The sequence below is a fragment of the Promicromonospora sp. NPDC050880 genome (assembly GCF_044456525.1).
Taxonomy (GTDB): Bacteria; Actinomycetota; Actinomycetes; order Actinomycetales; family Cellulomonadaceae; genus Promicromonospora.
The window spans coordinates 785,386-797,379 of record NZ_JBITFV010000001.1; the positions used below are offsets into that span (position 1 = coordinate 785,386).

Annotated in this window: 11 protein-coding genes and 1 riboswitch; of the genes, 5 read left to right on the forward strand and 6 right to left on the reverse strand. The window is 73.3% G+C overall.

Annotated features, from left to right (window positions below):
* Nucleotides 1–152: 152 nt before the first annotated feature.
* On the reverse strand, nt 153–1,013 hold the full coding sequence (gene purU / locus ACIBBF_RS03530) for a formyltetrahydrofolate deformylase (RefSeq protein ID WP_397410529.1): 861 nt from the start codon (nt 1,011–1,013) through the stop codon (nt 153–155).
* Between the two features lie 9 nt (nt 1,014–1,022).
* The gene (locus ACIBBF_RS03535; protein ID WP_397410531.1) at nt 1,023–1,655 is read right to left on the reverse strand and encodes a GNAT family N-acetyltransferase; all 633 of its coding nucleotides are present in this window, start codon (nt 1,653–1,655) and stop codon (nt 1,023–1,025) included.
* Between the two features lie 88 nt (nt 1,656–1,743).
* Here ACIBBF_RS03535 and ACIBBF_RS03540 point away from each other — a divergent pair, with 88 nt between their 5' ends.
* Entirely contained in the window at nt 1,744–2,259 is a 516-nt protein-coding gene (locus ACIBBF_RS03540) for a GNAT family N-acetyltransferase (protein ID WP_397410533.1), read from the forward strand.
* Between the two features lies 1 nt (nt 2,260).
* On the opposite strand, the gene ACIBBF_RS03545 is transcribed toward ACIBBF_RS03540, so the two are convergent.
* Nucleotides 2,261–3,340, reverse strand: coding sequence for a hypothetical protein (locus ACIBBF_RS03545; protein ID WP_397410535.1), 1,080 nt, complete (start codon nt 3,338–3,340; stop codon nt 2,261–2,263).
* A gap of 132 nt (nt 3,341–3,472) precedes the next feature.
* A riboswitch (ZMP/ZTP riboswitch) is annotated at nt 3,473–3,559 on the forward strand.
* A 95-nt stretch (nt 3,560–3,654) separates the two neighbouring features.
* Here ACIBBF_RS03545 and glyA point away from each other — a divergent pair.
* From glyA to ACIBBF_RS03565, 4 genes are all read left to right on the forward strand, one after another.
* The gene (gene glyA / locus ACIBBF_RS03550; RefSeq protein WP_397410537.1) at nt 3,655–4,935 is read left to right on the forward strand and encodes a serine hydroxymethyltransferase; all 1,281 of its coding nucleotides are present in this window, start codon (nt 3,655–3,657) and stop codon (nt 4,933–4,935) included.
* A gap of 4 nt (nt 4,936–4,939) precedes the next feature.
* Nucleotides 4,940–5,824 (forward strand): bifunctional methylenetetrahydrofolate dehydrogenase/methenyltetrahydrofolate cyclohydrolase, encoded by an 885-nt coding sequence (locus ACIBBF_RS03555; RefSeq protein ID WP_397410538.1) that lies wholly within the window; start codon nt 4,940–4,942, stop codon nt 5,822–5,824.
* Between the two features lie 174 nt (nt 5,825–5,998).
* Nucleotides 5,999–6,481, forward strand: a complete 483-nt coding sequence (locus ACIBBF_RS03560) for a VOC family protein (RefSeq protein WP_397410540.1) — start codon at nt 5,999–6,001, stop codon at nt 6,479–6,481.
* 67 nt (nt 6,482–6,548) lie between these two features.
* On the forward strand, nt 6,549–7,373 hold the full coding sequence (locus ACIBBF_RS03565) for an exodeoxyribonuclease III (RefSeq protein WP_397410542.1): 825 nt from the start codon (nt 6,549–6,551) through the stop codon (nt 7,371–7,373).
* Nucleotides 7,374–7,487: 114 nt separating this feature from the next.
* Here the strand turns inward: ACIBBF_RS03565 and galK are convergent, their stop codons facing one another.
* From galK to ACIBBF_RS03580, 3 genes are all read right to left on the reverse strand, one after another.
* Nucleotides 7,488–8,720 carry a galactokinase gene (gene galK / locus ACIBBF_RS03570; RefSeq protein WP_397410544.1) on the reverse strand — a complete coding sequence of 411 codons (1,233 nt, stop codon included), beginning with the start codon at nt 8,718–8,720 and terminating at the stop codon, nt 7,488–7,490.
* Nucleotides 8,721–8,802: 82 nt separating this feature from the next.
* Complete coding sequence (locus ACIBBF_RS03575) at nt 8,803–10,905, reverse strand: beta-galactosidase (protein WP_397410546.1); 2,103 nt, start codon at nt 10,903–10,905, stop codon at nt 8,803–8,805.
* A 91-nt stretch (nt 10,906–10,996) separates the two neighbouring features.
* Nucleotides 10,997–11,986 (reverse strand): NAD-dependent epimerase/dehydratase family protein, encoded by a 990-nt coding sequence (locus ACIBBF_RS03580; protein ID WP_397410548.1) that lies wholly within the window; start codon nt 11,984–11,986, stop codon nt 10,997–10,999.
* Nucleotides 11,987–11,994: the final 8 nt, after the last annotated feature.

The following is an 11,994-nucleotide window of genomic DNA, read 5'->3' on the forward strand; positions in this document are numbered from 1 at the left end:
GCGCCGGGCCGGGTAGGCCCGGCTGCCGCCGGCCCGCCCGAGTGATCGGCAGAATGTCAGGTGGTCGGTAGTCCGAGCTACCGACCACCTGACATTCTGCCGACCACCCAGCCCAGCCCGGCCAGCCTGCGCTGCCGGCTACCGCGGGGCGGTCAGCGGAAGACCACGGTGCGGGTGCCGTCCAGGAGGACCCGGCGTTCCGCGTGCCAGCGGACGGCGCGGGCCAGGGTGCGGCGTTCGACGTCCTCGCCGATGCCCACCAGGTCCTCGACGCTGCGGGAGTGGTCCACGCGCTCGACGTCCTGCTCGATGATCGGGCCCTCGTCGAGGTCACCGGTCACGTAGTGGGACGTGGCGCCGATGATCTTCACGCCGCGGTCGTGCGCCTGCCGGTAGGGCCCGGCCCCCTTGAACGACGGCAGGAACGAGTGATGGATGTTGATGATCTGCCCGCTCAGGTCGCGGCACAGCTCGTCGGACAGGATCTGCATGTACCGGGCCAGCACCACCAGCTCGGCGTCGGTCTCCTTGACCAGGCCGCGCAGCGTCGCCTCCGCCTCGGCCTTGGTGTCCTTGGTGACGGGCACGTGGTGGAACGGCTTGCCGTAGAAGGTGGCGATGTCCTCCAGGTCGCGGTGGTTGCCCACCACGCCCACGACGTCGATCGGCATGCGCTGCGACCGCTCCCGGTACAGCAGGTCCACGAGGCAGTGCGCGGCCTTGGACACCATGACGAGGGTCCGGATCCGCCGCCCGACGACGTCGAGCGTCCACGTCATCCGGAACCTGCCCGCCACCGGCGTCATCGCGGCGGTCAGCTCGTCGCATGACGCCGTCGACTCGACCTGCACGCGCATGAAGAACAGGCCCGACGCCGGGTCGCCGAACTGCTGCGACTCCGTGATGTTGCCGCCGTGCTCCGCGAGCATTCCCGCCACCGCGTGCACGATTCCCGGCTGGTCCGGGCAGGACAGGGTCAGGATCCAGTGGGTGGCTGCGGTCGCGTCGTTCACGCGGTCAGGCTAACCCGGAGCGGCCGACGGGGCCCCGTCCTGTCCGAGCTCCAGGCGCATGACCCAGCGCCGCCGGCCCCCGCTGACGCCGCTCGTCTCGGTCGCCCGGACGAACCCCGCCTGCTCGAACATGCGCACCGTGCCGACGTACCCGCTGATCACGTCGACGCGGTCGGGGCCCGTGTCCGCCGGGTAGCCCTCGACCACCTCGGCCCCGTGCGCCCGCGCGTGCTCCACCGCCCCGGCCAGGAGGTGGTGCATGAGCCCGCGCCTGCGGTACCCGGCGCGGACCACGAAGCACACCGCGGCCCACGCGTCCCGCTCGTCGACGAACGGGATGGTGCGCGAGTTCATGAGCCGCCGGTAGGTGGACCGGGGCGCGATCGAGCACCAGCCGGCCACGACGTCGTCCACGTAGGCCAGCACGCCCGGGCCGGGCTCGGCCGAGCACAGGCCGCGCATGTAGCCCGGGGCCTCGTCGGCGGGGACGCGGTTGTCCCGGTAGGCCATGCACCAGCACCCTCGGCCGCCCGGTTTCTTGACGCCGACGACCTCGTAGAAGTCGTCGTACCGGCCGACGGCCGAGCGCACGTCGATCCGTACGTCGGGGTTGTCGGGCCAGCGCGGGCGTGTGCTGCTCATGCGCCGAACCTACGCCGGACCACTGACATCGGCGTTCGGGCCACGGTCATCGTCGACCCGGGCGCGTCACCTCTGACACCATGGCCCCATGAGCAACTCCACCACGACGATCGCGCTGGTCGAGGACGACCATGCGGGCGAGCTCCTCACGTTGCGGCGCGCCGCGTTCGTGACCGAGGCCCAGCTGTACGACGACCCGAACATCCCGCCGCTGACCCAGACGCTCGCCGAGCTGCGGGAAGACCTGGCGCGCGACGACGTGGTGACGATCGGCGCGTGGGAGGGCCACCGGATGATCGGCTCGGTGCGCGTGGAGATCGAGGGCGAGAAGGCGACGCTCGGCCGGCTCGCGGTGGCCCCCGACAAGCAGGGGCGCGGGATCGGCACCGAGATGCTCTTCGCGGTGCTGCCGTACCTGCCGGAGCAGACCACGGAGATCTGGGTCTTCACCGGCAAGGACTCCAAGCAGAACCTCGCGATGTACACGAAGCACGGCTACGAGGAGCAGTACGACAAGGCCGCGGGCGACCTCACGTACACCTACCTGCGTCGCGTGCTCGGTGCGGCCGGTGCGCAGAGCGCACCGAGCACGTCGCAGGGCTGACCTACTCGCCGAGGCAGATCGTCTCGTAGCTGCGCGACGGGTCGAAGCCCAGCTCGATCTCGTCGGCGGTCCCCTCGGGGCACTCGACGGCACCGACCAGGAGGCCGGTGACCTTCCGTGCGCCGTCCGCGGAGCACGGCACCTCGCCGCCGTCGCCGTTCACGCAGTCGCCTGCGAGGAGCTGGCCGCCGCCCATCCCGGGGTCGCCGGGGTGGTCGTCCGAGAGGTTGCGGGCGCACACGGCCTGCGTGTCCCCGCCGGCCTGGCCGTCCTTCTGGAAGACGACGTCGGTGCCGGCCGGGCAGTGGAGCTGGGCCACGGACACGGCGTCCTGGATGTCGAGGACCGTGACGGTGGCCTCCGCGTCGTCGCAGGACAGCGGCCGGTAGGCGTCCGTGGGGGCGTCGGTGGCCTGCGCGGCCGGGTCGGGGCCGGCGCACGAGTCGACGGCCCAGGCCACGGTGGGCTCGTCGTCCGCGTTAGGTCCGAAGAAGTGGAACCCGACGGCACCGATGACCACGGCCGCGACGACGAAGGCGACGATCGACCAGATCCAGTCCCGGCGCGTGGTGCCCTTCCTGCCGCGCTCCTCACCGGCGCCGTCGGGTCCGGGGGAGCGGGAGTCCGGTGTCCGGGGGGCCGACGGTGAGGCCGCGCCGGGCGGGGTCGCGAACTGGCCGGACTGCGGCCTGCCGGCGCCGAACGGGCCGGACTGCGGCTGGTTCCCGGCCGGGAACTGCCGGGACGGTAGCTGCCCGGACGGGAACTGAGCAGACGGGAACTGGCCCGACGTGGCCTGCCCCGACTGGCCCTGCCCCGCCGGGAACTGCCGGGACGGGAGCTGCCCCGACGTGGCCTGCCCCGACTGGCCCTGCCCCGCCGGGAACTGCCGGGACGGAAGCTGCCCCGACGTGAACTGCCCCGACGCGAACTGCCCCGACGCGAACTGCCCCGACTGCGGCCGGCCGCCGGACGGCGGGGGGCCGTTCGGTTCCTGGCGGTGCGTTCCGCCGGTCCGGGGGCGGCGCTGGTCTGGCTGGTGTTCCGGAACACCTGCGTCCGGTGACACGGGGGAGGGCATGGCGGCACACTAGCGACGTCGGGGTGAATCGCAAAAGGGTCTCAGGTACTTTCGTTGATTTTCCGGGCTTCCCGAGCCCTTCCCGAGAAGCAGCCGGACGCCGCGTACGGGCTCGTTCCGCCGCTGCTACGATCATCGGGTCGCAACTGGCGTCAGGTGGATCACCACCGGGGAGCGACGAGTCATGCCGACGACGGGTCGTTCGCCTGGGCCCTGGGTCACCTGCAGAGGTGTGCACCCGGGCCGTCGTGTCGCGGCGCGTGTGCCCTCCACCGCCGTCCGACAATTCCCCGTCCCGCATGAATCGAGGAGCTATGAGCGCATCGACTCCCGACCCGCTCGCGACCCCGCTCGCCGAGCTCGACCCCGAGATCGCCGCCGTCCTGGACGGAGAGCTGGCCCGCCAGCGCGACACTCTCGAGATGATCGCGTCCGAGAACTTCGTGCCGCGTGCCGTCCTGGAGGCCCAGGGCTCGGTCCTGACCAACAAGTACGCCGAGGGCTACCCGGGCCGCCGCTACTACGGCGGCTGCGAGCAGGTGGACATCGCGGAGAACCTCGCGATCGCCCGCGCCAAGGACCTGTTCGGCGCCGAGCACGCGAACGTCCAGCCGCACTCCGGCGCCCAGGCCAACGCCGCGGTGCTGCATGCCCTGATCAACGCGGGCGACAAGATCCTCGGCCTGGAGCTGGCGCACGGCGGCCACCTCACGCACGGCATGAAGATCAACTTCAGCGGCAAGCTCTACGACGTCGGCGCCTACGGCGTGGACCCGCAGTCCTACCGCATCGAGATGGACGAGGTGCGCAAGAAGGCGCTGGAGCACCGCCCCGACGTCATCATCGCGGGCTGGTCCGCCTACCCGCGGCACCTCGACTTCGCGGCGTTCCGTGAGGTCGCCGACGAGGTCGGCGCCAAGCTGTGGGTCGACATGGCGCACTTCGCCGGGCTCGTCGCGGCCGACCTGCACCCCTCCCCGGTGCCGCACGCCGACGTCGTCTCCTCGACCGTGCACAAGACGATCGGCGGCCCGCGCTCCGGCTTCATCCTCGCCAAGGAGGAGTACGCCAAGAAGATCGACTCCGCCGTGTTCCCGGGGCAGCAGGGTGGCCCGCTCATGCACGTCGTCGCGGCCAAGGCCGTGGCGTTCAAGGTCGCCGGGACCGACGCCTTCAAGGAGCGCCAGGAGCGCACGGTGCGCGGCGCGCAGATCATCGCCGAGCGCCTGTCCCAGCCGGACGTCGCCGAGGCCGGCGTCTCCGTGCTGACCGGCGGCACGGACGTGCACCTGGTGCTGGTGGACCTGCGCAACTCGGACCTCGACGGCCAGCAGGCCGAGGACCTCCTGCACGACGCCGGCATCACGGTCAACCGCAACGCCGTCCCGTTCGACCCGCGTCCGCCGCGCGTCACCTCGGGCCTGCGCATCGGGACGCCGGCCCTGGCCACGCGCGGGTTCGGCGACGCCGAGTTCACCGAGGTCGCCGACATCATCGCGACGGCGCTGAAGGACGGCGCCGCGACCGACGTCGACGCGCTCTCGGCCCGTGTGGCGAAGCTGACGGCCGACTTCCCCCTCTACCCGGGGCTCTGAGCCGATGACCGCACAGATCCTGGACGGGAAGGCGACCGCCGCCGCCATCAAGGCGGAGCTGAAGGACCGCGTCACGGCCCTGCGCGAGCGGGGCGTCGTCCCCGGCCTGGGGACCCTCCTCGTGGGGGACGACCCCGGCTCGCAGTGGTACGTCGCGGGCAAGCACCGCGACTGCGCCGAGGTGGGCATCGCGTCGATCCGGGAGGACCTCCCGGAGACCGCCACGCAGGACGAGATCGAGGCCGCGGTCCGCCGGCTGAACGACGACCCGGCCTGCACCGGGTACATCGTCCAGCTCCCGCTCCCCAAGGGCATCGACACCAACCGCGTGCTGGAGCTCGTCGACCCCGACAAGGACGCCGACGGCCTGCACCCCACCAACCTGGGGCGCCTGGTGCTGCGGGTCAACGAGGAGGTCACCTCCTCGCTGCCCTGCACACCGCGCGGCATCATCGAGCTGGTGGAGCGGCACGGCATCAAGCTCGCCGGCAAGGAGATCGTGGTGCTCGGCCGCGGCGTCACCGTGGGTCGCCCGATCGGGCTGCTGCTCACGCGGCGCGCCGTGAACGCGACGGTCACCCTGACGCACACGGGCACGCAGGACCTGGCGTCGCTCGTCCGGCGGGCCGACGTCGTCGTGGCCGCCGCGGGCGTCAAGGGGATCGTGACCGGCGAGATGGTCAAGCCGGGCGCCGTGCTGATCGACGTCGGCGTCTCGCGCGAGACCGACCCGGAGACGGGCAAGTCGCGCGTCGTCGGCGACGTCTCGCCCGAGGCCGCCGAGATCGCGGGCTGGGTGTCGCCCAACCCGGGCGGCGTCGGCCCGATGACCCGGGCGATGCTCCTGGCGAACGTGGTCGAGTCGGCGGAGCGCTCGCTGGTTCCCTGATCTGCCGCCGAACGGAGGAATGGTCGCTCTCTCAGCACCGAGAGGGCGACCATTCCTCCGTTCGCCGGTGGCGGACGGCGGGTGAACGTGCCTGCGATGAGTTGCGGGGCAGCGCGGCGTCTGAAGAGTTGATGCCGGGGCCGACCAGGGCCCCGGCCGACCCAGGAGGACATCATGGTGAGCGTTCGGACCCATCTCTGGTTCGGGAACAACAAGGCCGGCGAGGCCGCCGCCTTCTATGCCGAGCACATCCCCGGCTCGTCGATCGAGCGCGTCGTCAAGGCTCCGGAGAACGCGCCGGGCGCCGAGGCCGGCACCGACTTCGTGGTCGAGTTCACCGTGGCCGGGCAGCCGGTGGTCGGCCTGAACGCCGGGCCGCACCGCACGCTCGACGAGGCCTTCTCGTTCTACCTGTCGGTCGAGGGCCAGGAGGAGGTCGACCACTACTGGGACCTCCTGACCGCCGACGGCGGCGAGCCCGGTGCGTGCGGCTGGTGCACGGACAAGTTCGGGGTGTCCTGGCAGGTGATCCCCAAGGAGCTCGAGCGGCTCAGCGGCTCGTACTCGACGCCCGCCGAGATCGCCACGATGAACGCCATGCTGAAGATGGGCAAGATCGACGTCGCGGCCCTGCAGGCGGCGCACGACGGCGCCTGAGGCCCCGCGGCGGCGCCTGACCCGGCCGTGATCGGCCCGTGTCAGAGGCTCCGGTTAGGCTGCCCCGGTGCCTCTGATCGTCGCCACCGCCAATGTCAACGGGATCCGAGCCGCCGTCCGCCGCGGCATGGAGTCCTGGATCGCCACCCGAACCCCGGACGTGCTGCTGCTGCAGGAGGTCCGCGCCCCCGACAAGCTCGTGCGCGAGCTGCTCGAGGGCTGGCACGTCGCGCACGCGGAGAGCGAGGTCAAGGGCCGCGCCGGGGTGCTCGTGGCGTCCCGGCTGCCGCTCGGTGAGGTCCGCACGGGCCTCGCGGCCCACGGGCCGGACGGCGCCCTCGAGGAGGGCACCGACACCGGCCGCTGGATCGAGGCCGACATCAGTCTGCCCGACGGCGGCACGTTCACCGCGATCTCCGCCTACCTGCACTCCGGGTCGACCAACCCCGGCCAGGAGCACACGATGGTCGCCAAGTACGCCTACCTGGAGAAGGTGACCGCGCGCCTGGCTCAGCTCGCCACCGCGCCGACGCCGGCCGTCGTGGCGGGCGACCTCAACATCGCCCACCAGAACGTGGACATCAAGAACTGGAAGGGCAACCAGAAGAGCGCCGGCTTCCTGCCGGAGGAGCGCGCCTACGTGACGCGCTGGCTGGACGAGCACGGCTGGGCCGACCTCGGGCGGATCCACGCCGGTGACGGCCCCGGCCCCTACACCTGGTGGTCCTGGCGCGGCGCGGCGTTCGACAACGACTCCGGCTGGCGTATCGACTACCAGCTCGCCAACCAGGCACTCGCGGGCGCGTGCCGCAAGATCGAGGTCGACCGGGCGCCCACCTACGCGGAGCGCTGGAGCGACCACGCCCCGGTCGTGGCGACCTACGAGCTGTAGGCCACCACGACCAGCAGCGGATCAGGCCGCCACGACCAACGCCGGTTCAGGCCGCCACGACCGATGGCCGTCGTGGCGGCCGACGGCGGCTCAAGCCGCCGGGCCGACCGCGGTTCAGCCCGCCGGGGCCGACGGCGGGGCCAGCAGGAAGGCCGGCGCGGTGAGGCCGGCCTCGGCGAACGCGTCCGCGACGGCCTGGGCCACGGTGTCGACGTCGGACAGACGGACCAGCGCGATGGCGCTGCCGCCGAACCCGCCGCCGGTCATGCGCGCGCCCAGGGCGCCCGCGGCCATGGCCGAGTCGACGACGAGGTCGAGCTCGCGGCACGAGACCTCGTAGTCGTCGCGCAGGGAGACGTGCGAGGCGACCATGAACGGGCCGACGTCGGCCGCGCGGCCCTCGCGCACCAGGTCGGCGAACCGCGCGGTGCGGTCGATCTCGGAGACCACGTGACGCACCCGCCGGCGCAGCACGCCGTCGGGGTCGTGCGGCTCGAGCTCGGCCAGGGCGCGGTCGATGCCCATGCCGCCCAGGGTCGGCGCGATGTCGCGCAGCGAGCTCAGGCCGAGCAGCTCTGCGGCGCGCTCGCACGAGGCGCGGCGCGCCCCGTACTCGCCGGAGACGTGCGAGTGCTCCGCCTTGGTGTCGACCACCAGGAGCGTGAGCCCGGCGGTGTCGAGGTCGAACGGCACGGGCACGCCCGACTCCAGGGGCTTCAGCCCGGGCCGGAAGTCCAGGAGCAGCGCGTAGCCCTCGCGGCACCGCAGCGAGGCCGACTGGTCCAGCCCGCCGGTCGGGGCGCCCGCGATCTCGTTCTCGGCCCGGCGGGTGGCGTCGACCAGCTCGGCGCGTCCGGCGTCGGACGCCGCCAGGCCGAGACCGGCGACCGCGTCGAGGGCGACGGCGACGGCCGCCTCCAGCGCGGCCGACGAGCTCAGCCCCGCGCCGAACGGGACGCACGAGTCGACGGCGGCGTCGAAGCCGCCCACCTTGTGCCCGGCCTCGGCCAGGGCCCAGGCCACGCCGGCGACGTAGGCGCCCCAGCCCTGCACGGTGCCGGGCGCGATGTCGGCCAGGCTCGCCTCCCACACGCCCTCGGCCTGGGCCGACACGAGCCGGACCTGGTCGTCCTCGCGTGGCCGCAGCGCGATCCAGGTGCGGTGCGGCAGCGCCGTCGGCAGGCAGAGCCCGGCGTTGTAGTCGGTGTGCTCCCCGATGAGGTTGACGCGCCCGGGGGCGGACCAGACGCCCTCGGGGGAGCCGTCGAACGAACGGGTGAAGAGCTCGTCGACCCGGCGCGCGCCGTCCTCGGCGCTCCAGGCCTCGAGCCAGTTGATGGTGGTCACGGAACCGATTATTGCCCCCTCGGCGCGCAGGACCCACAGCCGGTCAGGCAGCGAGACCGCCGGCAGGCCCGGCGGGCCGGCGTCAGGCGTCCTGGCGCAGCACGCGGACCGCGCCGGCGGGCACGTCCACGTCGCCCGCCACCGGGTTGCCCGTGAGCAGGTCGGTCGCGGGACCGTCCAGGGGCAGGCGTGCGTCGTGGTCCGTGTGGTTGATCGCGACCACGTACTCGGCGTCGCCGTGCCGCCGGACCACCTCCAGCCCCTCCACGGTGCCCGACGGCGTCAGGCCCGCACCCGCGTACACGTCGGCCATGACCGTGGCCAGCGTGTCGACGTCGAGGCTCGTCGAGACGTACCAGCCGGTGCCCGCGCCGTGCCGGTGCCGGGTGATCGCGGCGCCGCCCGGCTTGGGGCCGTCGGCGTAGGTGCCGACGGGCTCCGCGCCGGCGAGCACCAGGTCGTCCGCCCAGACCGTGCCGGTGAGTCCGGTGGTCTCCGTGGTCGCGGCGCCCGCACCGGCCGCGCCCGCGCGGTAGGCGACGGTCAGCGACTCCTCCTCCCGCAGCGGCAGGAACTCCTCGACCCACACGCCCAGGGCGTCGCGCAGCGGAGCCATGAAGCCGCCGGGGTGCACGGCGTCGTGCTCGTCGACGATGCCGCTGAAGTAGCTCACCAGCAGCGAGCCCCCGGCCTCGACGTAGGCCGTGAGGTTCGCCGCGTCGTCGGCCCGGAGCAGGTACGACGCCGGTGCGACGACCAGCTTGTAGCCCGACAGGTCCTGTCCCGGCCGCACCAGGTCCACGGTGTGGCCGTCGCGCCAGAGCCGCTCGTAGTAGGTGTCGATCCGCTCGCGGTGCCGGGCACCGACGCTCGGGCGGAACTCCAGGTCCTGCGCCCAGAACGAGTCGTAGTCCCACACCAGCGCGACGTCGGCGTGCACGCGCGAGCCGCGCAGCTCCGTGAGCCGCCCGAGGTTCGCCCCCAGCTCGGTCACCTCGCGCCACACGCGGGACGCGGTGCCGGCGTGCGGCAGCATCGCGGAGTGGAACTTCTCCGCGCCGGACCGGGAGGCGCGCCACTGGAAGAACATGATCGCGTCCGCGCCCCGGCCGAGGTGGGCGAACGAGTTGCGGGCCAGCTCCCCGGGCCGCTTGGCCACGTTGCGCGGCTGCCAGTTCACGGCCGACGTCGAGTGCTCCAGCAGCAGCCACGGCTTGCCGCCCGCGACCGACCGGGTGAGGTCGGCGGCCAGGGCCAGCCCGACGTACCCCTGCGGGTTCGCGGCCCGGAGGTAGTGGTCGTTCGCGACGACGTCGACCTCCCGCGCCCAGGCGAACAGGTCCGTCGACGGGCAGCTCGCGGCCATGAAGTTGGTGGTCACCGGCGCGGAGGAGTGCTCGCGGACGGCGTCCCGCTCCGCGATGAAGCAGGCGCGCAGCGCGGCGTCGGAGAACCGCGCGAAGTCGAGCTGCTGGGCCGGGTTGACGGGTTCGAGGGCGGCGGCGGGGAGCTGCACGTGCGCCCAGTCGGCGTAGTGCTGGCCCCAGAAGGCCGTGCCCCACGCGGCGTTCAGCGCGTCGAGCGAGCCGTAGCGCTCGCGCAGCCAGTCCCGGAACGTGCGCTCGGCATGGACCGAGTAGTCCAGGGTGACCGGCGCCCCGTACTCGTTGTGCACGTGCCATCCGGCCAGCGCCGGGTGGGTGCCGTAGCGCTCGGCCAGAGCCCGCGTGATGCGCAGGGCGGCCTCGCGGTAGGCGGGGGCGGTCGGCGCCATGAGGCCGCGCCCGCCCGGGCCCATCGGCGTCCCGTCCCGGTCGACCACCCGGGCGTCCGGGTGCGCGGCGTACAGCCAGGCGGGCGGCGCGGCCGTCGGGGTGGCGAGCAGGATGCGGATCCCGCCGTCGTGCAGCAGACCGATGATCCGGTCCAGCCAGCCGAAGTCGAACTCGCCCTCGCGCGGCTCCAGGAGCGCCCAGCTGAAGATGCCGAGGCTGACGAGGTTCACGCCCGCCTCGTTCATGAGCCGGACGTCCTCCGCCCAGACCTCCTCGGGCCACTGCTCGGGGTTGTAGTCGCCGCCGTAGGCGATCTGGTCGACGCCGGTGAGCCAGCCGTCGAACTGCGGTCCGGGGACGAAGTGCTGGCTCGCGGGGCGGGGGTCTTCGGGCAGAGCAGGTGCGGTCACGGGACCACCGTAGGTGCTCGGGCCGCGGTGGGGAATACGCTTCCCGGCTGGTGGGCCTGGCCGGGCCGGTGGGTGCCGGGCCCGCGAGCGGTCAGCCGCGGAGCGCGGTCAGCACCTCCTGCTCCTCCTCTCGCGTCAGACCGGTGACCGGCGCGTCCGGTGTCGCACGCAGCCACGCGACGGTGTCGCGTGCGGTCTCGGCGAACGGCCGGATCGTCAGGCCCGCCTCCAGCGACTCCGTGACGTCGTGCGTCATGAACCCACCCTCCGCCAGGCCACCGGCCCAGAACGGGATCGACCGGGGGCCGGACCACGGGGCGACGTCGTGCCCGGCCAGGACGTCGGGCGCGACCGCGACCAGCTCCGGCGTGCTCCCCGTCCCGTCACCGACGCGGGCCAGCAGCTCCGAGCGCGGCACGGGCGGGCAGACCGCGTCGTAGTCTCCGGTGGTGCGCCGCTCGGCGGCGGTGACGATCCAGTCGGCCAGGTCGCGGACGTCGACGAGCTGCACCGGGTCGTCCACGGGCTCGGGCACCAGGACCGGCAGGCCGTCCTCGGCCGCCTGCGCGAACCGGGCCGGCCAGTAGGTGAACCGGCCGCTCGGGTCCCCGGGTCCGACGATCAGGCCCGGCCGGATCACGAGGGCGGCGGCAGCACCGTCCCGGACCAGGTTCTCGCACGCGACCTTCATCGCGCCGTAGGTCTCCGGCCCGGACGCCGGGTCGTCGTCGGTCTCGATCGGGTCGAGCAGGGGCAGCGTGGCGGGTGTGCCGCCCACCGTGGCCGTGTCCGCGTACACGTTGATGGTCGACACGAACGTCCAGTGGGCCTCCGGGAAGGCGGCCACCGCGCGGCGCACGTGCGAGGGGATCCGGGAGACGTCGACGACGGCGTCGAACGGCGTCTCCGTGAGCTCCGCGGGCACCGCCTCGGCACGGTCCCAGCGGACGAGCGCGGCGCCGTCCGGCACGGCGCCGCTCACGCCGCGCGCCGCGCACACGACGTCGTGGCCGCGCGCGACGGCGGCCGCCGCGACCGCGCGGGAGAGGAAGACGGTTCCGCCGAGCACCAGGATTCGCATGGTGCCCA